The sequence below is a fragment of the Bradyrhizobium diazoefficiens genome, from assembly GCF_016612535.1.
Lineage (GTDB): Bacteria > Pseudomonadota > Alphaproteobacteria > Rhizobiales > Xanthobacteraceae > Bradyrhizobium > Bradyrhizobium diazoefficiens_C.
Genome location: NZ_JAENXS010000001.1, coordinates 1,300,389 through 1,322,500 on the forward strand (window position 1 = coordinate 1,300,389; position 22,112 = coordinate 1,322,500).

The following is a 22,112-nucleotide window of genomic DNA, read 5'->3' on the forward strand; positions in this document are numbered from 1 at the left end:
TTTTCTTCCTAGGGTGGGTTAGCCGACGGCGTAACCCACCTCTTCTGCCAACGGGTTTGACGAACAGCGGTGGGTTACGCTTCGCTAACCCACCTACGGTCCTACGCTTCGAGATCACCGCCCCTTGGTCGGAATCTTGTTATACGGCACGTCCTTGTCGACGCGGATGTCGCCCGGCAATCCCAGCACGCGCTCGGCGATGATGTTGCGCAAAATTTCGTCGGTGCCGCCGGCGATGCGCATTGAGGGCGAGGACAGCAGCATCTGCTGGAACTGGCCGTGCACGGTCTCCTCGTCCGCCCCGGTGAGAACGCCGGCCGCGCCCTGGAGGTCCATGGCGTAAGTCGCGATGTCCTGGAGCATCATGCCCGACACCAGCTTGCCGATCGAATTCTCCGGCCCCGGCCGCTCGCCTTTCGACAGCGCCGAGATCGCGCGGTAGCTGGTGTATTTCAGCCCGCTCGACTTCACGGCCCAACTCGCGAGTTTGGAGCGCACGGCGGGATCGTCGATAGCGAGACCGTCCTCCAGCATCAGGTTCGAGCAGAATTCGAACAGTTCAGGGACGCCGGTCGCAAGCCGCGAGCCGATCGACATACGCTCATTCATCAGCGTGGTCAGGGAGACGCTCCAGCCTTCGCCGACGGCGCCGAGACGCTGGCTGTCCGGGATCACGACGTCGGTGAAATAGACCTCATTGAATTCCTGCATGCCGTTGGCCTGCTTGATCGGGCGGACCTCGACGCCGAGGCTCTTCATGTCCAGGAAGAACATGGTGAGGCCCTTGTGCTTGGGCACGTTGGGATCGGTGCGCGCGATCAGCAGGCCGAAATCGGAATAATGCGCGCCCGAAGTCCAGATCTTCTGGCCGTTGATGATCCAGTTGTCGTCCTTCTTCTCCGCGCGCGTGCGCAGGCCCGCCACGTCGGAGCCGGCCGACGGCTCGGAGAACAGCTGGCACCAAATCTCCTCGCCAGAAGCGAGCTTCGGCAAATAGCGGCGCTTGGCATCCTCGCTGCCCCAGGCCATCACGGTCGGGCCGCACATTCCCTCGCCGATCTGGAACGGCTGCGTCAGCTTGCCGTAGACGCCTTCTTCCTGCTGCCAGATCACGCGCTCGATCGGCGTAGCGCCGCGGCCACCATATTCCTTGGGCCAGTGCAGGCAGGCCCAACCGCCCTCCGCCTTCTTCTTCTGCCAGGCCTTGCCGACCTCGACCATGTCATGCTTGGCAAGCCTGATGCGACCGAGCGAGGATTTCGACAGCTCCTGCTCGAACTCCTTCGGCGCGTTGGCGGCGACCCATTTGCGCGCGGTCTCGCGGAATGCGGCTTCCTGCGGGGTGTCATCGAAATTCATGGCGGACCTCTAACCTCTTCCCTTGGTCGGGATCTTGTTGAACGGCACGTCCTTGTCGACACGGATATCGCCGGGCAGGCCCAGCACCCGCTCGGCGATGATGTTGCGCATGATCTCGTCGGTACCGCCTTCGACGCGCGTACCGGGCGCGCGCAGCAACATCGCCTGGAAACGGCCGGCGAGCTCGGCATCTTCAGCGCCGCTGACCACGCCGGCGCCGCCTTGCAGATCCAGCGCGTAGCTTGCGATGTCCTGGATCATGGAGCCCGCGACCAGCTTGCCGATTGAATTTTCCGGCCCCGGGCGATCGCCCTTCGACAGCGCGGAGATCGCGCGCATGCTGGTGTAGCGCAGCCCGCTCGCCTTCACCGCCCAGTTCGCCAGTTTCGAGCGCACCGCGCGATTCTCGATCGCCGGGCCATCCTCGAGCATCAAGTTCGAGCAATAGTCGAACAGCTCCGGGAAACCGGTCGAGACGCCCGCACCTATCGCGCTGCGCTCGTTCATCAGCGTCGTCAGCGAGACGTTCCAGCCGTCATTGACCTCGCCAAGGCGCTGGTGGTCGGGGATACGGACATTGGTGAAATAGACCTCGTTGAAGTCGGAGGCACCGCTCGCCTGCTTGATCGGCCGCACCTCGACGCCCGGGCTCTTCATGTCCAGGAAGAACATGGTGAGGCCCTTGTGCTTGGGCACGGACGGATCGGTGCGGGTGAGCAAAATGCCGTAGTCGGAATAATGCGCGCCCGAGGTCCAGATCTTCTGGCCGTTGATCACCCAGTCGTTGCCGTCCTTCTCCGCGCGCGTGCGCAGGCCCGCGACGTCGGAGCCGCCGGCCGGTTCGGAGAACAGCTGACACCAGACCTTTTCGCCCGACGCGAGCGGCGGCAGATAGCTGCGCTTATGCTCCTCGCGTGCGAACGCCATCATGGTCGGCCCGCACATGCCGTGGCCGATGATGAACATGTGCGAGAGCTTGCCGAACGCGCCCTCCTCCTGCTGCCAGATCACGCGCTCGATCGGCGAGGCGCCGCGGCCGCCGTACTCCATCGGCCAGTGCAGGCAGGCCCAGCCGGCATCCGCCTTCTTCTTCTGCCAGGCCTTTGCCACGTCCAGAATGTTGGCATTCTTGAGCTGGGTGCGGCCGAGCGAGGATTTGCGCAGCTCCTCCTCATACTGCTTGGGCGCATTCGCCGCGATCCAGGCGCGGGCGGTTGCGCGGAATTCGGCTTCCTGCGGAGTGTCGTCGAAGTTCATCAGGCTCTCTCGTCTTCCGTAGGGTGGGTTAGCCGAAGGCGTAACCCACCAATTCTGTTCATGCTCGTGACTGGCGATGGTGGGTTACGCTGCGCTAACCCACCCTACGGATTACGCCGCGTTCTTCTTGCGCATGCGGTCGATCAGCTGGTCTTCCCAATAGGACAGGCTGCCGAGCCCGAGCGCCATCGCATTGGCACGGCGGTAGTACATGTGGCAGTCGAACTCCCAGGTGAAGCCCATGCCGCCGTGAACCTGGATGTTGTTCTTGGCGCAGTGCTGGAACGCCTGCGTCGCGCTAATGCGCGCAGCGGCTGCCGCTTCAGGCAGCTCGCCCGCATTGGTGGAGAGTGCCCAGGCGCCGTAATAGCTGTTGGACCGCGCCAGCGTCGCCGACACATACATGTCGGCCAACATATGCTTGACCGCCTGGAACGAACCGATCTGCCGGCCGAAGGCGATACGGTCGAGCGCGTAGTCGCGGCCCATCTCAAGCGCCCGATCGGAACCGCCGACCTGCTCGAAGGCGCAGAGCACGGCGGCACGGTCGAGCACCTGGGTGAGGATGCTCCAGCCTTCGCCGGCAGGTCCCAGCGGCTCGGCCCTGCAATCCTTAAAAGTGATCTCGGCCTGCCCACGGGTCGGATCGAGATTGGTGAGGCTTTTCACCTCAACGCCGCCGGCCTTGAGGTCGACCAGGAACAACGAGATATCGCCGTCGCGTCCGCCCGATCCCGTGCGTGCGGCGACCACCGCAAAATTGGCGATCGCGCCATCAGCGACCGGCTTCTTGACACCGTTGAGCACGCCATTGGCGGCCGTCAGCTTGACGTTCTTCGGCGACGGATTGCCCTTGCCCTCAAACAGCGCCAGCGTGCCGATCGCCTCGCCCGAGGCGATGGCAGGCAGCCACTTCTTCTTTTGTGCGTCACTGCCCGCGATCAGCAGCGCTTCGGCCGCGAGATAGACGGTCGAAGAGAACGGCACCGGCGCATTGGTCCGGCCCATCTCTTCCGCGATCACACACAGCTCGAGATGGCCGGCGCCCGCACCGCCGAATTCTTCCGGGATCGCGACACCGAGGAAGCCCATCTCGGCAAGACCCTTCCAGAGCTCCTTGTCATAAGGCGCCTTGCCGTCGAGCACGACGCGCACCGCTTTCGGCGAGCATTTCTCGGCGAGGAATTTGCGCGCTTGATCGCGGAGTTGCTTCTGATCGTCAGAGAAATCGAAGTTCATGGCGCGTGTCCGTGTTGATGATGTCGATTACTTGAGAACGATGACGTCCTGGTCCGGCTGATCGGCATAAAGCCGCTCCACCAGCGTAGCGCGGCGTTCCAGGCTGGCGCGCTGGTTGATGTAGCCCTTGTCGGTGAGCTCGTTGCCATCGATCGAGGGAGGTTCGGCCATCAGCATGGCGCGGACGATGATGCGGCTGCTCGCGCCTTCGCACTCCCTGTTGTGGGCTTCCAGCCCGCGCCGGAAGCAGGCGATCACCTCAGGATGCTTCACCGCATCCTCAAAACTCAAATCGGGATTGCCGACGAGCTGACGGCAAGCGTGCAGGTTCGGCCATGCGAGCAGGCCGATGAAGGCGCGATCCTGTCCCGCGACCAGTGCGTCATGCACGACGGGCGTCGCCGCCGCGATCGCGTCGGTGCGGAGCGAACCGACATGCACGAAGGTGCCCGTGGTGAGCTTGAAGTCCTCCACCACGCGGCCGGCGAAGATGATGCCCTTCACCGGATCGGCATCGTCGACGAAGACACCGGCGTCGCCGATACAGTAAAAACCTTCCTCATCGAACATCTTCTTCGTCAGATCCGGCTGGCCGAAATAGCCGGGTGTGACGTTGACGCCGCGCAGGCGCAGCTCGTATTTCGAGCCGCACGGCACCATCTTCAATTCGACGCCGGGGAATGGCAGGCCGATCAGACCGACGCGCTCGGTGTCCCAATAGGTGCCGGTCGAGGTCGGCGCGGTCTCGGTCGAGCCCCAGCCGGTGTAGAACACGATGCGCTCGCCGGTGGTCTTCACGGCGAGCGCCTGCATGCGGTCGTAGAGATCGTCGGGCAGCCGCGCGCCGCCATAGGCCATGATCGACAGATTCTTGAAGAACGAGCGGCAGAGCGCGTCGTCCTTCTCCATCGCAGCCGCGAGCGCAGCGTAGCCGGCCGGCACATTGGCGTAATAGGTCGGCGAGATCTCGCGCAGGTTCCTGATGGTTTCTTCGAGCTGCCCCGGCATCGGCCGGCCATCGTCGATGTAGAGCGTACCGCCATCGACCAGAACCGGATGAAACGCGGCATTGCCGCCCATGGTATGATTCCACGGCATCCAGTCGAGCACCGTGGCCAGCGGTCCACCGGCGGTGCGCGGCCGCACCTGCATCATCATCGCCGCATTGGCGCACATCATCTCTTGCGTGTTGATGACGGCTTTTGGCATGCCGGTCGAACCGGAGGTGAACAGCAGCTTGCCGACAGTGTCGGGCGTGATTTTTGCAATCGACGCTTCGACATCGGCGGTCACTGGCGTTGCCGCGAGCTCGGCAAAACCGACACTCTTGATGCCTTCGCAAGGCCGCGCCACGTGAACGACAGTGACGCCGGTAAGGTCGATCGCCCTGAGCGCTTTCTCGAAGATCGGGCCGTCCTGCACCATCACCACGGCCGGCTTGATCAGGTCGAACAGGTACTTCAGCTTGACGTGATCGTGGCTCATCAACGAATAGGCCGGCGACACCGGAGCGGCCGGCAGCCGAGCCTGCATCGCGGCCTGCGTCATCAGCGCGTGCTCGATCGAATTGCCGGAGAGGATCGCGACCGGACGTCCCTCGAGCTTGAGATTGAGCAGCGCCTGCGTCAGCGCATCCACGGTGCGCTTGGCTTCGCCGTAGGAGACTTTTCGCCATTCGCGGTTCGGACCGCCGCGCTGCGCGAGCCAGATGCGCTCGGGCGCTTGCTTTGCCCATTTCGCCAGCGAAGCCGGAAGGTGCTTCTCGTAAGCCTGCAAGGGAATGCGCGACTTCAGCACCACCGTGCCGTCGGCGCGGCGCTCGACGTGGATGTCGCGCGCCAGCCACTCGACCTTGCGAAAGGCGGGCTTCGCCATCACCGCCGCCGCATGCCCACTCATTTTGCGTCTCCCGGAATTGTTGTCCTTTGCGGATCATTCTCGTTCAGCGCCTGATATAGACAGGCTTTCGCTTCTCAAGGAAGGCCGACGCGTCGTTCTGCTCGATCAGCAGCGGTTGAGAGTAAGCACTCCTGCTCGCCGCAGATTGCGAGCCGATTGCTGCGCCCTCTCCCCTTGTGGGAGAGGGCTTGTACGTCGTTCGCCAGGAATCCGCTTGGGTGAGGGGTCTGTCTCCGCGGAGAGAACCCCCATCCGGCGCTTCGCGCCACCTTCTCCCACAAAGGGAGAAGGGAAGAGGGGACTACCTGGGCGCCATCCGGATGGCGCCGTCGAGGCGGATGGTCTCGCCGTTGAGCATCGCGTTCTCGACCATGTGCACGGCAAGCGCGCCGTATTCGTTGGCGTCGCCAAGGCGCGAGGGATGCGGCACCTGGGCGCCCAGGCTCTTGCGGGCCTCTTCGTTCAGGCCCATCAGCAGCGGCGTCATGAACAGGCCAGGCGCGATGGTGTTGACGCGGATTTTTTGGCTCGCGAGGTCGCGCGCCGCCGGCAGCGTTAGACCGACGACACCGCCCTTCGAAGCGGCATAGGCGATCTGGCCGATCTGGCCTTCATAGGCGGCAACGGAGGCCGTGTTGATGATAACGCCGCGCTCTTCGCCGATCGGCTCTGCGGTAACGAGGCGCTCCGCGAACAGCCGCAGGCAGTTGAAGGTGCCGATCAGGTTGACGTTGATGATGCGCGCGAACTTCGCCAGCGGATAGACGCCGTCGCGGCCGACGATGCGCTGCGAGCCGCCGATGCCGGCACAGTTCATCAGCACCCGCGCGATGCCGTGAGCGGCTTCCGCCTTGGCAATCGCAGCCTTGATGCCGTCCTCGTCGGTGACGTCAGCGTGAAGCGCGATCCCCTTCACTTCGGCGGCGACCTTCTCGGCGTTGTCCTTGCTCTGGTCGATCACGCCGATCTTGGCGCCCTTGGCAGCCATGGCGCGGGCGGTCGCGGCACCGAGGCCCGAACCGCCACCGGTGATGAGAACGGCTACGTCTTTCAACTGCATCGTTTGTACCTTTCCTCTACCTTTTCCTTGGGCGTTTCTTCTCTAGACTTGAGAGCTTCGGCCGGATTATCCGGCCGCGGCAGCTTCCTCGACTTGCGTGAGGATGCCGCCGCAGATCAGCGTTTCCATGTGCTTGATGTATTGCCGGCAGACTTCGTCGGTGACCGGGCCGACGCCGGTCGCGCGAGACATCGCGTGCCGGCCGAAGAACAGGTGATCGCACGCACCGATCAGGCTGGTGTAGAACAGCACCGGATCGGTCTGGCGAAACTCACCGCGGCTGACGCCCTCAGTGAGCAGGCGCCGGTGAAAATCGAGCAGCGGCGCGACGAAGAATTTCGAGACTTCGTCGGCGGAGCCTGCGTTGGTTTCATGTAAAAGGTAATGGATCAGCCGGTTCATATAGGGGAACCGATAGTAGGCGCGAATGATGCCGCCGATATGCAGCTTCAGCTTCGCGGTCGGCGTGATCGGCTGGGCCAGCAGATATCCGAGATTGGAGAGCTCCGTCCCCGCGTCGCGCTCGAGCAGCGCCAGCAGCAGGCCATCCTTGTTGCCGAAATGGTATTTGACCAGCGCGGCGTTGGCGCCGGATTTCTGGGCGATGTCTGAGAGCGATATCTCGATCGAGGAGCGTTCGATCATCAGCTCGCTGGCGGCCACGAGCAATTTCTCTGCCGTGGAATTCTTTCCGCTGGGGAGCCTGTTCGGTACGCTGGTAGTCACGGAGATCCCTGTCCTCATCGCATGAGCGGTCGCAGATAAGCCGAAGCAGCGCCTCCCCACAAGAGTTAATTGATCGATTGACTAAACGATGTCTCGTCCCTTAAATCCGCCCCGACAACCCAACGCGATACAGAACAATCCAGGGAGAGACCGAAATGGCCGAGGCTTACATCGTCGCCGCTGCGCGTACCGCCGGCGGGCGCAAGGGGGGCCGCCTCGCCGGCTGGCATCCGGCCGATCTCGCCGCAAAAGTGCTGGACGAACTGGTCGACCGCACCAAGGTCGATCCCGCGCTCGTCGAGGACGTGATCATGGGCTGCGTCATGCAGGTCGGCGAGCAGTCCAACAACGTTGCGCGCAACGCGATCATGGCCTCGAAACTGCCGGACAGCGTGCCGGGCACCTCGATCGACCGCCAGTGCGGCTCCTCGCAGCAGGCGCTGCATTTCGCCGCTCAAGCCGTGATGTCGGGCGCGATGGACGTGGTGATCGCCGCCGGCGTGGAATCGATGACGCGCGTGCCGATGGGCCTGTCCTCGCAGCTTCCGGCCAAGAACGGCTTTGGCAATTACAAGAGCCCCGGCATCGAGCACCGCTATCCCAACATCGTGTTCAGCCAGTTCACCGGCGCCGAGATGATGGCGGAGAAGTACGGCCTGTCGAAGAATGACCTCGACGAGTACTCCTACAACAGTCATCAGCGCGCGATCGCAGCGACGCAGGCCGGTCACTTCAAGACAGAGATCGTGCCGCTCGAGATTACCCGCGCCGACGGCTCCAAGGACACTCACCACATCGACGAAGGCATTCGCTTCGACGCCACGTTGGACGGCATCAAGGGTGTCAAGCTGATCGTCGAGAACGGCAAGCTCTCCGCGGCCAGCGCCAGCCAGATCTGCGACGGCGCCTCCGGCGCCATGGTGGTCAACGAGCGCGGCTTGAAGCAGCTTGGTGTGAAGCCTTTGGCGCGCATTCATCACATGACCATGATGGGCGGCGATCCCGTGATCATGCTGGACGCTCCGCTGCACGCCACCAAGCGCGCGCTGGAGAAAGCCGGCATGACGATCGACGACATCGACCTGTTCGAGGTCAACGAAGCCTTCGCCTCGGTGCCGACCGCGTGGCTGAAAACCACCGGCGCCGATCCGGAGCGTCTCAACGTCAACGGCGGCGCCATCGCGCTCGGCCATCCCCTCGGCGGCTCCGGCACCAAGCTGATGACCACGCTGGTCCACGCCCTGCACCAGCGCGGCAAGCGCTACGGCCTCCAGACCATGTGCGAAGGCGGCGGCATGGCCAACGTGACGATCGTCGAGCGGCTGTAGGCCGAGACGTCGGTAGAGCGTTGCCACATTGAAGGTGTCGTCCCGGCGAAGGCCGGGATCCATAACCACAGTTGTGCGTGGTTGTGCCGGGCTGGGGCGGCAGCTTATTTCAACAACTATGATTTGTGGTTATGGGTCCCGGCCCCCGTGCGCAATTGCGCACTAGGTCGGGACGACAGCTTAGCTTGCCGCGAGACCTTCACTCATGACCCATCCCTCCATCCACGCTCACACCACGCCGAACAAGATCGCCTACCAGATGGCAGGGACCGGCAAGGCCATCACCTATCGCGAGCTCGACGAGCTCTCGAACCAGGGCGCAAACCTGTTCCGCGCGCTCGGCCTGAAGGCCGGCGACCACATCGCGCTGGTGATGGAAAACCGCCTCGCCTTCATGGAGATCTGCTGGGCGGCGCAACGCAGCGGGCTCTATTACACGGCGATCAGCCGCTATCTGAAGCAGGACGAGATCGACTACATCATCGCCGATTGCGGCGCCAAGGTCGTGATCACCTCGCCGACATGCGTCGACCAGATCAAAGGCCTGATCAAGGGCACGGCGGACGAACCGATCTTCTACATGGTCGACGAACCGCAATCTGGCTTCCGTTCTTACGACACGGAAGCCGCCGCGCAACCGGTCACGCCGATCGCGGACGAGGTGGCCGGCTATGACATGCTGTATTCGTCGGGCACCACCGGTCGCCCGAAGGGCATCAAGAAAGCCTTCGAAGGCAACAAGATCGACGTGCCGAACGCCTTCCTGCGCGTACTCTGCGCCGACATGTGCGGCATGAACGCGGAGAGCACTTATCTCTCGCCGGCGCCGCTCTATCACGCGGCGCCGCTGCGCTTCAACATGATGGCGATCGTGCTTGGCGGCACCTCCATCATCATGGAGCATTTCGACGCAGAAGAATTCCTGAAGCTGGTCGAGAAATACAAAGTCACGCAATCCCAGCTGGTGCCGACCATGTTCGTGCGCATGCTGAAACTTCCCGACGAGGTCCGCAACCGTTACAACGTCTCGACGCTCAAAGGCGCGATCCACGCCGCCGCGCCCTGCCCGGTCGACGTCAAGGCAAAGATGATCGAATGGTGGGGACCGATCCTGATGGAATATTACGCAGGCTCGGAAGGCAACGGCGTCACCGTCTGCAACTCGCAGCAATGGCTGGAGCATCGCGGCAGCGTCGGCCGCGCCGTGGTCGGCAAGATCAAAATTCTTGACGAGAACGACGAAGAGCAGCCGGTGGGCGAATCCGGCACGGTCTATTTCGCCGATGCGCCTGTTTTCACCTATCATAACGATCCCGAGAAGACGAAGAAGGCCTACAATGCCAAGGGCTGGTCGACGCTCGGCGACGTCGGCTATCTCGACGAGGACGGCTTCCTGTTCCTTACCGACCGCAAGTCCTACATGATCATTTCGGGCGGGGTGAACATCTACCCGCAGGAGACCGAGGACGTGCTGATCACGCACCCGGAAATCGCCGACGTCGCCGTGTTCGGCGTGCCGAACGAGGAGATGGGTGAGGAGGTGAAGGCCGTGGTGCAGCCGCACGACATGAAGCGTGCAGGCAAGGAGCTGGAAGCCGACCTGATCGCCTACTGCAAGACGCGCCTCTCCGCCATCAAGTGCCCGCGCTCGATCGATTTCGAAGCCGAGCTGCCGCGGACGCCCACCGGCAAACTGGTGAAGCGCCATTTGCGGGATAAATACTGGCCGAAGACGGTGGCAAAGATCTAGATGGTTTCGTAGGATGGAATAGCGAAGCGTAATCCACCTCTTCTCGTGCAGCACCAAAATGGTGGGTTACGCCTTCGGCTAACCCACCCTACCATTCGGTGCTCGCGCCGCCTCAATCAAACAAGCTCGGCGTGTGGTTCACCAGCGCGCCTTCGATCTCGAGCATCTTCAGCTTGGTCACCACCCCGCCATTCGCGGAAAAGCCGCCGGGCTTGTTGCCGGCCGCGAGCACGCGGTGGCAGGGCACGACGATCGGGCACGGGTTGTGCCCGAGCGCCTGGCCGACGTCGCGCGACAGCTGGACGCCGCCAAGGCGCTTGGCAATGTCGCCATAGGTGATGGTCTTGCCAGGCGGGATGGCGCGGGCGATCGCGTAGACGCCACGGTTGAAGTCGGGCACGCCGTCGAGATCGAGCGGGACGTCGGTGAGGTCGTCGGGCTCGCCCGCAAGCAGCTTGACGATACGGTCGATCACCTGCTGCACCTCGGCCGTGGGCTCGGCTTCGGTGGCGTCGGCATGGCGCTGGCTGATGCGGGTGCGGATCTTCTGCTCGCCGCCCATCGGCAGCTGGGTGCCGTTGATGCCGCGCGGGCCCCAGGCGATGGCGCAAAGGCCGATCCTGGTGTCGAACAGGGCAAAATGCTGGTCAGTCATGGCGTGGTTCCTGGCTTGCGTCCTTGTCGCATGCCCCATCGTGATCTCCGGCTAAATCTAGGCTTGGAAATAGTTGCGATCCACCCGGTTTCCGGGAATCTTGCACAGGAGTTCCGCACACCTGTCCGCGAGCCCCGAATGCAGAGCCTGCACGTCAACGGATACGACATGCCCTATCTCGACGTGGGCGAGGACAGGGACCGACCGCCGCTGGTCTGCGTGCATGGATCGCTCAACGACTTTCGCGTCTGGGGCTGCGTGCTCGGCCCACTGACACAGCGGCACCGGCTGATCGCCGTCAGCCTTCGGCACTTCTTCCCCGACCGCTGGGACGGTGTCGGCAATACCTATTCGATCGCCCAGCATGTCAGCGATGTCATCGCCTTCATCGAGACGCTCGACCTCGGCCCGGTCGATCTGATGGGCCACTCCCGCGGCGGCCACATCTGTTTTCGCGTCGCGCAGGCGCGCCCCGCTCTCCTGCGGCGGCTGATCCTGGCCGAGCCCGGCGGCGAGCTCGATGCGAGCCTCGATCCCGATTATGCCGGCGGTCCCTCGCCGCTGCTGGCGCGGTTCACGGCCTCGGCCGAGAAGATCGCGGCCGGCGATGTCGATGGCGGGCTCGCCGTGTTCGTCGACACGCTGGAAGGACCCGGCACCTGGCCGCGGCTGCCGGCGATGGTGAAGCAGAATTTACGCGACAACGCCTTCACCCTGATCGGCCAGGTCCGCGACAACCGGCCGCCGTTCTCGAAGGCGGATGCGGAGGCGATTAAGATGCCGACGCTGTTCATCCTGGGCGCGCGGACCAAGGGGCTGCTGCTGAACGTGCTGCATGCGCTGGCCGCGCATGTGCCCTATTCCAAGACGGCGATCATCCCGAACGCGACGCATCCGATGTTCGAGCAGGCGCCACAAAAATATTCCGAAGTGGTGCTGGATTTTCTGGCGAGCTGATCATGCAGAGCTTTCGCGTCAACGGCTACGACATGGCCTATCTCGAAGTGGGACGAGGCCATCCGCTGGTCTGCGTGCACGGCACGCTCGGCGACTTCCGCACCTGGTATTCGGTGCTCGGCCCGCTGTCGAAGAACCATCGGGTGATCTCGGTCAGCCTGCGGCATTTCCTTCCCGAGCACTGGGACGCCGTCGGCGACGACTACAAGATGGCCCAGCATGTCGCCGACATGATCGCCTTCATCGAGCAGATCACACCTGCGCCGGTCGACCTGATGGGGCATTCGCGCGGCGGCCACATCGCGTTTCGGGTCGCGCAGGCGCGGCCTGATCTGTTGCGAAAGCTGGTGCTGGCGGAACCGGGCGGCGATCTCGACGCCAGCCTGCCGGTGCCGGAAGGCACGCCGGCGCATCCGCCGCTGGCGGCAAAGACGGCGCGCTCGGTCGAGATGATCCGCGCCGGCGACATCGAGGGCGCGCTGCAGAATTTCTACGAAGGCATCGAGGGCGAAGGCTCGTGGCGGCGCGTGCCGGCGGCCGCAAAGCAGCAGCTGCGCGACAACGCGCTCACCTTCCTCGGCCAGATCAACGAGCAGCGCCGGGCCTACACGCTTGCGGACGCGCAGGCGATCAGGACCCCGACGCTGCTGATCGGCGGCGGCGCGACGACCGGCAGCCTGTCGGTGATGTGGCGGGTGCTGGCCGCCCACATCGCGGGCGCGCAGACGGCGGTGATTGCGAACGCCGGTCACTGGATGTTCGAGCAGGCGCCGCTGGAGTTCGGCGAAGCCGTGGACAGGTTCCTGGCGGAGTAGGCGCCAGCCTCACCCCGCGAAAACAACCCCATGCACAGTAGAACGCCTCAATAAAACCAAGGGCTTATCCGGCTCAAACATGACGGCGCGCAGGGCCGCTTGACGGCCTCCCCCTCCCACGATACCTTCGAATACGGAATTCCGTATTCCCTTTTCGGAGCTGCCGGCGTGATCCCTCTCGACCCGCTGCCGAACCTGATCGACCAGGTCTATGCCCGGATCCTGGAGGCGATTTCCGATCGCACGCTGCAGCCCGGTCAACGCATCCGGCAGAACGAGCTTGCCGACAAGCTCGGCGTGTCGCGCCAGCCGGTGTCACATGCGCTGCATCTGTTGCACCGGCAGGGCCTCGTCGCAGAGAGCGGCCGACGCGGCTTTGAAGTGACCCAGCTCGATCCCGCGCGCATTCGCCAGCTCTACGAGGTGCGCGGCGCGATCGACGCGCTCGCCGCACGACTTGCAGCTCAGCGTGCCGCAACCGATGCGGCCGCACGTGCGCGGCTCGACGCAGCACTTGCCGCGGGACGCCGCATCGATCGCAAGACGGCGCTCGCGGAGCTGATCGCGCTCGACGTCGAATTTCATCGTGGCATCTATCAGCTCGCCGGCAATCCCGTGATCGAGGAGACGATCGCGCCGCAATGGCCGCATATGCGCCGCTCGATGGCGACGGTGCTGTCCGAGCTCGATTATCGTGGCAGCGCCTGGGCCGAGCATGCCGATATCGCCAAACACATTCTCGCAGGCGACGCGAATGCGGCCGAGCTCGCGGCGCTGGCGCATGCGCAGACGGCCGGACGGATGACCGAGGAGAGATTGAGGGCGACGGACGAGGTGGCGGCGTAGCGACACGCGCGGCGGCCACGACGAGAAAAACAAAACGAACCAAGGAGGACGACCCATGAAACTGTCGCAAGAGCAATTGGAGTTCTTCCACCGCGAGGGCTGGCTGTTCCTGCCCGAGCTGTTCAGCCAGGAGGAGGTCGATTTGCTCGCGCGCGAGGCGGTCGGCATTTACGACACCGACCGGCCCGAGGTCTGGCGCGAGAAGAGCGGCGCGCCGCGCACGGCCTTTGCCGCGCATCTTTACAACGAGGCCTTCGGCATTTTGGGCGCGCATCCGCGCATGATCGACCCTGTCGAGCAATTGTTCGGCGAACCCGTTTACATGCACCAGTTCAAGATCAACGCGAAATCGGCCTTCACCGGCGATGTCTGGCAGTGGCACCAGGATTACGGCACCTGGAAGCGCGACGACGGCATGCCGGAGCCGCGCGCGATGAACATCGCGATCTTCCTCGACGAGGTGATGCCGATCAACGGCCCGCTGATGCTGGTACCGCAGAGCCAGACTGCCGGCGATCTCAAAGCCTCGCATGACCTCGCCACCACGTCCTATCCGCTGTGGACGCTGGACGAGGAGACCGTCACGCGCCTCGTCAAGCAGGGCGGCATCGTGGCGCCGACCGGCAAACCCGGCGGCATGCTGATGTTCCACGGCAATCTCGTGCACGGCTCGAGCGGCAACATCACGCCCTATCCGCGCAAGATCGTGTACCTGACGTTGAACGCGGTTTCGAACTACATCCGCACGCCGACGCGCCCCGAATACATCGCGCATCGCGATTTTGCGCCGATCAAGACGGTGGACGACGACGCGCTGGTGCGGCTCGCCCGTGCGCCGCGGCAGGCGGCGGAGTAGGAAACCCTCGTGCCCCGGACGCAGCGCAGCGTCTCTTCGACGATGCGCTGCAGAGCCGGGGCCCACGCCACACGCATTTCTCTCTCTGGGTCCCGGCTCTGCGGAGCAGCGTTGCACGCTGCACCTCGTCCGGGACACGATAATTTCGCAGGAATTTCCCATGAACCTCTTCCGCCTCCTCCAGGCCCGTGCCTCCGCCGGCAAACCCGTACGCGTTGCCCTGATCGGCGCCGGCAAATTCGGCTCGATGTTTCTGGCGCAGGTGCCGCATACGCCGGGGCTGGAGGTGCCTGTCATCATCGACATCGATCGCGACCGGGCGCGCGAGGCCTGCCGCACCGTCGGCTGGAGCGCCGAGCGGATCGCCGCGACCGTGTTCACCGATGATGGCGCACGCGCCATCGCGGGCGGCGCGATGGACGTGGTGGTGGAGGCGACCGGCAATCCGGCCGTCGGCATCAGGCACGCGGGCGCCGCGATCGCGGCGGGCAAGCATATCGTGATGGTCAATGTCGAGGCCGACGTGCTCGCCGGCCCCCTGCTCGCCGAGGAAGCGCGCAAAGCGGGCGTCGTCTACTCGCTCGCCTATGGCGACCAGCCGGCGCTGACGGCGGAGATGGTCGACTGGGCCCGCGCCACCGGCTTTCGCGTCGTCGCCGCCGGCAAGGGGACAAAATATCTGCCGGCCTATCACGACGTGACGCCTGACGGTGTCTGGCAGCATTATGGTCTCACCGCCGGTGAAGCGCAGTCCGCCGGCATGAATCCGCAGATGTTCAACTCCTTCCTCGACGGTACGAAATCGGCAATCGAAATGGCGGCGATCGCGAACGCCTGCGGGCTCGACGTGCCGACGGAGGGACTACTGTTTCCGCCCTGCGGCGTCGATGATCTCCCGCACATCATGCGGCCGCGCTCGCACGGCGGCGTGCTGGAGCGCTCCGGCGTGGTCGAGGTCGTTTCCTCGCTCGAGCGCGACGGCCGGCCGGTGTTTCGCGATCTGCGCTGGGGCGTCTATGTTGTGCTGGAAGCGCCGAACGATTATGCCGCCGACTGCTTCAAGCAATATGGCCTCAAGACCGATTCCAGCGGCCGATATGCGGCGATGTACAAGCCCTATCATCTGATCGGGCTCGAGCTGAACATCTCGGTGCTGTCGGCCGCGCTGCGGGGTGAGCCGACAGGACAACCGTACGGCTTCCGCGGTGACGTCGCCGCCGTGGCCAAGCGCAATTTGCGCGCCGGCGAGATGCTGGACGGCGAAGGCGGCTACACGGTGTGGGGCAAGCTGGTGCCGGCGGCCGCGAGCCTGAAGGCCGGCGCCCTGCCGATCGGGCTGGCGCATCGCCTCAAGCTGAAGCACGACGTGGCCCATGGCGAGATTGTGCGCTGGAGCGATGTGGAGTTCGACGCGGGCAACGAGACGATCAGCACAAGGAAGGCGATGGAAGCGGCGTTCGCGTAAGAGCGATCGGGCACCACTATTCGGGGCGCTGCGGATCGGCCAAGTTTGAGGTCGGTTATATCCACAAAAGCGAGGCCAAAGCGAACCTCGTTGGATCTCCGCACCGGGCCATTTGCGGACGTCGCCACTGCGAATGCACAGCTGCGGCAAGAAAGGAGCCTTCGATGCCCTTGATTGGAACCTGACTTTATCGCTTTATGGGATACCTTCTTAAAGAAATAAACCCTGAGCTATAAGTGGCGCCCAAATATCTCTCGCATTTCCCTAAGCCTCTCCTGGAAGACTTGGTGAACGGCCGTTGGCTGCCCGTCGTTGGAGCCGGCATGTCGCTGAACGCCAAGCTGCCGCCGCCTGCCAAAATGCCGCTGTGGCACGACTTGGGCAAGACCTTCGCTGACGAACTTCAGGACTATTCGCCAACGAGCGTCCTTGACGGTATCTCCGCCTATGAACACGAGTTCGGCAGAGCCCGGCTTATCGAACGGCTCGCCGAATTATTGCATCTTGATCGAGTTGAGCCAGGCCCGGCGCACAAGGAGTTCTGTAGCCTTCCGTTCGACATTGTCTGCACGACTAACTTCGATTTCCTGCTCGAAAAGCAATACGACCTGGAACGGCAAGACAACCGCACTGTTCATCCCGTAGTGGATGAAGATCAGCTATCCATCAACGTCGGAGCAACGGGCACGCTGCTGCTCAAATTGCACGGGGATGTCCGGCATCCTAAGCGGCTCGTGGTGACTGAGGCCGATTACGATGGCTTTCTTACTAACTACCCGCTGATTGCAACCTATCTCTCCAACCTGCTCATCACCAAAACGGCGGTGTTCATCGGGTACAGCCTCGATGATCCCGATTTTCGTCAAATCTGGCATGTGGTTACCAGCCGCCTAGGTAAAGCCCGCCGCATGGCTTACGCCATCATGGTGGGCGCCAAACTAGGCGACATTGCTCGCTTTGAACGCCGCGGCGTCAAGGTCGTCAACTTGCCGGGCACGCGCGAGCGTTATGGAGCCGTGCTTGCCGAAGCTTTCGCCGAACTGCGCGAATACCGCCGAGAGCATGCAGGCCCGACGCTAAAGGCAACGGAAGAAAAACCGCTGGAGCAGTTCTTGCTCCCTCGTGATGCCATGACACGGCTTTGTCTATTTACTACGCCGCTTGATGTTCTGCCTTTCTATCGGGAGAACATTTTTCCGCTCGCGGAGGCCGCCGGCTTCGTTCCGGTCACTGCTGCCGACGTAGTAAACCTCGGCGACAGCACTAGCGCGAAGATTGATACGCTTATCGATCGTGCTGCCGTGATAGTCGTAGACGCCACCTCGCGAAATACGCAGCTTGAACTGGGATTGGCGATCTCACGCGCGCAGGAAACAGAAATCCGCCCCAATCGCCGACGACTGGAAATTATAGTGGTGACAGAATTTGCGCAAATTCCGATCGTCCCGATCGAGCTATGGCACTTTGTCGAGCGCCCTGCGGTCCTATCGGAAGACAGTAATTTTGTTGGGGAAGTCGCTCGGCACCTTCAGCGCCTGGGAGACGAAATGGGGTTTGCTCAACGCTTGGAGCCGCGCCGACTTCTTGTCGCTAAAGAATATCGCGCGGCGGTTATATCGGCGATGACGCTGCTCGAAACAGACCTGCGCCAGCGGTTAAACAAGGCCCCGCGCGATACGGTGCGTAGACCGATGTCGATGCGCCAGCTTTTGGGCCTCGCAAAAGAGCAGGGCTTGGTTGATTTAGTCGATGATGACCCGTCCGAATGGACAAAACTGAGGAACGATGCGGTGCATACGGGTCGACCGGTAACACGCAACGAGGCAAAGCTCGTGGTTGAGGGAGTTGAACGCATTGTTGGCCTAGCCTGACCTTGATGACTCCAACCCGCCGCTAACTTTCTCTGGCCGGAGGACTATCGCTGCTTTCTCGGGAACGTCAGAAATGGGTCATACTCGGAACGACTCCCATTGAGCAAAACGAATCCGTCTTGCCTTGAATGCGCATATGCAAGCGGCATGGATTGAAAGGAGTCCGTGTCGCGGCAGAGCGCGCCGAGCTAGCGAGCCGGCCTGACGTTGGGCATCAGGTCTATCAAGCCCAGATCCACGAGCGTGCGATGGAAACGACGCTTCCGTTCGGAAGCTGACGCGAAGTAGGCTTCTCCGCAATCATCAAGCAAGCTCGCGCGCGTGGCAAATACCGGGTCAAGCGCAATGCCCGCCCGTTGCAGGGCAACAGTTCCGAGAAAGGCGATGTCGAGGTCGGCGGCCTTTCCCGGGGTGAAGTGGGGGATATTCAAAGCTTCGATCGCATAGAACGTACCAAACGGGCGCCGCCCATCTCCCGGCGCTTTTAACTGTCGATCGATCTGTTTCGTCAACACGGGTTGATGATCTCCGTAGTGCACGATGAGAACTGGCCGTCCAGGGAAGCTGTTTGCCAGCTTGGCCCTGAGCTTCCGCCAGGCAGAGGCGGTCTCTGCCAGTCGCGTGTAGTACTCGACGTATCCGGCATCGGGGAAGCTGGCCATGGCAAAGGCGCGCTCCCTCTCGAACTGACCTGATGGCACGAGCCGCCGATGATGCGGACCGTGATTGAAGTTGGTCAGCGCATAAAGAAATCTCGGTGTCGGGTCGTCAGCGATCCTCCTGATATGCGCGTCGATAACCGCATCGAGGAACATCGCGTCAGAATTCGTCGCCTCGAAACGCCGGACATCGAACGGCGGCGGAAGTTCGTCGACGAAGATGCGCTCGTCGATGCCGATTGAACTGTAGAATTTATCGTAACTGAGAAACCCGCGGCGGCAGCTGGATATGAGCGTCGTCTTGTAACGGAGCGAGGCCAACGAACGTGGCAGGCTGCTGTGAAAACGGCCGGCGCCCTTCTTGAAGAGGTAGTAGGCGCTCGAACCGAAGCTGGCACTTGAAAGACCGGTCAGCAGGCTGAATTCGGATTGCCACGAACCTCCGCCGAAGATGTCGACGTTCAGGCGCCCATATTCGCCCTCTGACGGGGACAGGAAGGCTTCGACGGCCGGCTCGACCGGCAGCCCGAAAATGCGCGGGTCGAAGACAGACTCGTGCTGGATGACGATAATGTCGGGAGAACAGAAGGAACGCGCAGGCGTGGCCTCCCTCAGGGGCAACGGTTCATTTGCGATATCGCTCAGAGCCAGCCCGCCGAACTGGCGCCAGGAAGCGGGGTCAAGCAGCGAGGCCACGAAGGTCGAATAGAAACACCGCCCTTGCGTCAGACTGTGTCGCAAAGGCGTGGCGCCCTCTGACGCGTAAGCCTTTGCAAAGCCGATCAGCGCCAGAACGAACAAGGGAATTCGGAACGCGATCGGAATGGGAGATCCGGCCCCATAGAGCAGAACCCCGATCGAAGCGAAGGCGAAGAGCGTGCTTCCTGCCAGAACACCCAGCATCATGCGCGGATATTGCAGCACAAGAAATGGCACCGTACCCGCAAACGCCAGAGGCAAATCGGAAACGGTCAGTTTGAGCGCGCTATGGTTGAATTTGACTGACGATATGCCGGCGATCGCTACGGCCAGCATGCCGGACAGCAGGATCGCTCGCTCGACATCGGCCAGAAACATCAGCAGCAAAGCAGCATTGAAGAGAAGGGCCGCGACCGCAAGCGGAAGATGTTCAACGCTACGTTCCGTCAGCGCAATGGCGGCGATCGCCGCGACAACAATGAAAATCGAAATCATGGGATCAAGATGCCCCGAGCGTTGGAATTTTTCAATTTGGGTCTCGGCCTCCTCGCTCATCGCGTGTCGCTCATCGCGTGCCGTCACTGGCAGCAGCGGATTCTGCACCGCAACAGGGCACACTCCGCCCCGCATCGTCTACGCCGATCTCGCCAAGACCTACCCGCATTCGGCAAGAGGCATGCAAGCCTCGCCGCCTATCGCAACGAATCGCTCGCATGGATGCAGGTGGCGGAGCTGAGCTTCGGCGGTTTCATGATGCGAATGCGCACGAGGACGTAGTTGCGGCGCTACGCGCACGATCAAACGACGAAAGCCCCGGAGATGTCTCCGGGGCTTTTTTGTCGGGTCTCGTAGGGTGGGCAAAGCGCAGCGTGCCCACCATTGTCCATCGCGATCCGCCGAGCGATGGTGGGCACGGCGCGTTGCGCCTTTGCCCACCCTTGTATTGGCGGGCCGGGCTATGATGGGCTGGTTCCGTGAGGAATGGCCCAGCCCGGGTGGCCACCCGGGCTGGGCCGCCGATCGATCGGATCGATGCCCACCGAAGCCCCTGAGAGCTGCGTTTCGTAGCAAGATCGCGGTCGGCACTTCATCGGGACCCGCATGGTTGAACGAACTTCAGGTTCGCATCACAAGGGAGGGTCGAGGAAGATGGCCAAACGTAACACGATCTGTGCCGGAATCGATACTAGCAAAGACAAGCTCGACGTGGCGCTCGATGGCAGTTCGGAGGAGCTGCAGGTCAAGAACACGGCGGAAGGTCACCAGGAGTTGGTGGAGTGGCTGAAGCGCCACAAGGTCAAGAGGGTTGGGATCGAGGCGAGCGGTGGTTATGAGCAGGCGGCGGTTGCCGAACTGCGACGCAAGCGGTTTGTCGTCATCGTATTTCAGCCGATCCAGGTCCGTGCCTATGCCACGTTCCATTTGCAACGGGCCAAGAACGACAAGATCGATGCTGCGTTGATTGCGGCCTGCACCGCCGCGGTCAAGAACATCCATCCCGCTCCAGACCCCCGGCTGCAGCCCTTTGCCGTGCATCTGACGATGATCGACCAGATCAAGGAGGACATCGCAAAGCTCAAAAATCGGCTGGAGAGCTGCCGTGACGAGCGTATCCAGAAGTTCTGGAAGGAGCAGATTGCTCTGTTGGCCAAGCACAGACGAGCCGAGTTCAAGGCCTTGGTGGCAGCGATCCGCAAGCATCGCGATCTCGCCGCACGTCTCGATCTGATCTACAGCGTTGGCGGCAGCGGCTTGCCGACCGCGGTTGCCATCTTGATCAGGATGCCCGAGATCGGTCGGATCACCCGCGAGCAAGCCGCAGCCCTCACCGGACTTGCGCCTTACGATGACGACAGCGGCAAGCATATCGGCGCCCGTCGAATTGACGGCGGACGCCAGCGCTTGCGTCAGGCACTCTACACCGCAGCTCTTCCGGCCTCCTTCCGCTGGAACCCGCAGCTCATGGCCCTGTACAGCCGGCTGATCGCCGCCGGCAAGGGCCACAAGCGCGCGCTCGTCGCCTGTGCCAGAAAGCTGATCGTCATCATCAACGCCGTCGTCGCCCGCGGAACACCGTGGGTCGCTGAACCGCCCAAAACCGTGAGTGTGTCCGTCACCTGATCGCGTTTCTTGGTTCGACCAGGCGACCGTTTCTTCGTCCCGACCTGCCGTCAAGACGACGCCGCGCACCGCGGCCGTCAAGGATGGCCGTCGCGCGCGTCTCACCTCACATCAACTGCCGCCAGGCCACGCCTTGACGGCCGCGGCGCGCGGCGTCAGCCTCAAGGCTATCGGGACGCCATACTTAATGGTTGCTACGGGAATCGCGCTCGGTCAGTTCTGGTCGTCACCGAGCGCTGCGACCAGCTTGTCGTAGTACTTGCCGACGAGATCGATGTTGCCCTTGTTCTCGACCGCGGGCGCTGGCGTCTTGAGGGCCTGGTTGAGCTCGTCGAGCGCTTCTTTTTTGTCCTTGGCCGGCATCTTCTTGTCGGCTTCGACCTGGGCGATCTGCGACTTGATGACGGCGTCATTGCCGACGTATTTCTTGGTCGTGGGATCGAAGCCGCCGAGCACCAGGCTGATATTGTCGACGACGTTGTTGTAGTCGTCATAGCTGGCGAAGCCATGCTTCTTGGCGACGCCGTCGAGCTGGGCAATCACCTTGGCG

General features: G+C 62.8%; 18 protein-coding genes (1 of these 18 only partly in view). 9 read left to right on the forward strand and 9 right to left on the reverse strand.

Annotation, left to right across the window (positions count from 1 at the left end; all coding sequences use genetic code 11):
• Positions 1–114: 114 nt before the first annotated feature.
• The 6 genes from JJE66_RS06195 to JJE66_RS06220 form a co-directional block, all read right to left on the reverse strand.
• Positions 115–1,359, reverse strand: coding sequence for an acyl-CoA dehydrogenase (locus tag JJE66_RS06195; RefSeq protein WP_200513202.1), 1,245 nt, complete (start codon positions 1,357–1,359; stop codon positions 115–117).
• Positions 1,360–1,368: 9 nt separating this feature from the next.
• Positions 1,369–2,616, reverse strand: a complete 1,248-nt coding sequence (locus tag JJE66_RS06200; protein ID WP_200513203.1) for an acyl-CoA dehydrogenase — start codon at positions 2,614–2,616, stop codon at positions 1,369–1,371.
• 111 nt (positions 2,617–2,727) lie between these two features.
• Positions 2,728–3,855: an acyl-CoA dehydrogenase family protein gene (locus JJE66_RS06205; protein ID WP_200513204.1), complete on the reverse strand. Its 1,128-nt coding sequence runs from the start codon at positions 3,853–3,855 to the stop codon at positions 2,728–2,730.
• Positions 3,856–3,882: 27 nt separating this feature from the next.
• The gene (locus JJE66_RS06210) at positions 3,883–5,754 is read right to left on the reverse strand and encodes an AMP-binding protein (RefSeq protein WP_200513205.1); all 1,872 of its coding nucleotides are present in this window, start codon (positions 5,752–5,754) and stop codon (positions 3,883–3,885) included.
• Between the two features lie 301 nt (positions 5,755–6,055).
• Positions 6,056–6,814 (reverse strand): SDR family NAD(P)-dependent oxidoreductase, encoded by a 759-nt coding sequence (locus JJE66_RS06215; RefSeq protein ID WP_200513206.1) that lies wholly within the window; start codon positions 6,812–6,814, stop codon positions 6,056–6,058.
• A 66-nt stretch (positions 6,815–6,880) separates the two neighbouring features.
• A complete protein-coding gene (locus tag JJE66_RS06220) occupies positions 6,881–7,558 on the reverse strand; it encodes a TetR family transcriptional regulator (protein ID WP_200513207.1) in 678 nt (225 codons plus the stop codon).
• 137 nt (positions 7,559–7,695) lie between these two features.
• Here JJE66_RS06220 and JJE66_RS06225 point away from each other — a divergent pair, with 137 nt between their 5' ends.
• Both JJE66_RS06225 and JJE66_RS06230 read left to right on the forward strand, forming a co-directional pair.
• Entirely contained in the window at positions 7,696–8,868 is a 1,173-nt protein-coding gene (locus JJE66_RS06225; protein ID WP_200513208.1) for an acetyl-CoA C-acetyltransferase, read from the forward strand.
• A gap of 205 nt (positions 8,869–9,073) precedes the next feature.
• Entirely contained in the window at positions 9,074–10,618 is a 1,545-nt protein-coding gene (locus JJE66_RS06230; RefSeq protein ID WP_200513209.1) for an acyl-CoA synthetase, read from the forward strand.
• A 112-nt stretch (positions 10,619–10,730) separates the two neighbouring features.
• Here the strand turns inward: JJE66_RS06230 and JJE66_RS06235 are convergent, their stop codons facing one another.
• Complete coding sequence (locus JJE66_RS06235) at positions 10,731–11,273, reverse strand: methylated-DNA--[protein]-cysteine S-methyltransferase (RefSeq protein ID WP_200513210.1); 543 nt, start codon at positions 11,271–11,273, stop codon at positions 10,731–10,733.
• 138 nt (positions 11,274–11,411) lie between these two features.
• On the opposite strand from JJE66_RS06235, the gene JJE66_RS06240 reads away from it, so the two are divergent.
• The 6 genes from JJE66_RS06240 to JJE66_RS06265 all read left to right on the forward strand — a co-directional run bounded on the left by JJE66_RS06240 (position 11,412) and on the right by JJE66_RS06265 (position 18,083).
• Positions 11,412–12,230 carry an alpha/beta fold hydrolase gene (locus JJE66_RS06240; protein ID WP_200513211.1) on the forward strand — a complete coding sequence of 273 codons (819 nt, stop codon included), beginning with the start codon at positions 11,412–11,414 and terminating at the stop codon, positions 12,228–12,230.
• 2 nt (positions 12,231–12,232) lie between these two features.
• Complete coding sequence (locus tag JJE66_RS06245) at positions 12,233–13,045, forward strand: alpha/beta fold hydrolase (protein WP_200513212.1); 813 nt, start codon at positions 12,233–12,235, stop codon at positions 13,043–13,045.
• 168 nt (positions 13,046–13,213) lie between these two features.
• Positions 13,214–13,891 carry a GntR family transcriptional regulator gene (locus JJE66_RS06250; RefSeq protein ID WP_200513213.1) on the forward strand — a complete coding sequence of 226 codons (678 nt, stop codon included), beginning with the start codon at positions 13,214–13,216 and terminating at the stop codon, positions 13,889–13,891.
• Between the two features lie 55 nt (positions 13,892–13,946).
• A complete protein-coding gene (locus tag JJE66_RS06255) occupies positions 13,947–14,747 on the forward strand; it encodes a phytanoyl-CoA dioxygenase family protein (protein WP_200513214.1) in 801 nt (266 codons plus the stop codon).
• Between the two features lie 160 nt (positions 14,748–14,907).
• Complete coding sequence (locus JJE66_RS06260; protein ID WP_200513215.1) at positions 14,908–16,212, forward strand: NAD(P)H-dependent oxidoreductase; 1,305 nt, start codon at positions 14,908–14,910, stop codon at positions 16,210–16,212.
• 323 nt (positions 16,213–16,535) lie between these two features.
• A complete protein-coding gene (locus tag JJE66_RS06265; protein ID WP_200513216.1) occupies positions 16,536–18,083 on the forward strand; it encodes an SIR2 family protein in 1,548 nt (515 codons plus the stop codon).
• 188 nt (positions 18,084–18,271) lie between these two features.
• On the opposite strand, the gene JJE66_RS06270 is transcribed toward JJE66_RS06265, so the two are convergent.
• Entirely contained in the window at positions 18,272–19,996 is a 1,725-nt protein-coding gene (locus JJE66_RS06270) for a sulfatase-like hydrolase/transferase (protein ID WP_200513217.1), read from the reverse strand.
• Positions 19,997–20,590: 594 nt separating this feature from the next.
• Between JJE66_RS06270 and JJE66_RS06275 the strand changes: the two genes are divergently transcribed.
• Positions 20,591–21,562 carry an IS110 family transposase gene (locus tag JJE66_RS06275; RefSeq protein ID WP_200513218.1) on the forward strand — a complete coding sequence of 324 codons (972 nt, stop codon included), beginning with the start codon at positions 20,591–20,593 and terminating at the stop codon, positions 21,560–21,562.
• Positions 21,563–21,775: 213 nt separating this feature from the next.
• Here JJE66_RS06275 and JJE66_RS06280 read toward each other — a convergent pair whose 3' ends face one another.
• Positions 21,776–22,112, reverse strand: the 3' portion of a protein-coding gene (locus JJE66_RS06280; protein ID WP_200513219.1) for a hypothetical protein. 254 nt of this gene lie beyond the right edge of the window; the window shows 337 of its 591 coding nt (coding positions 255–591); its start codon lies off the right edge, out of view; its stop codon occupies positions 21,776–21,778.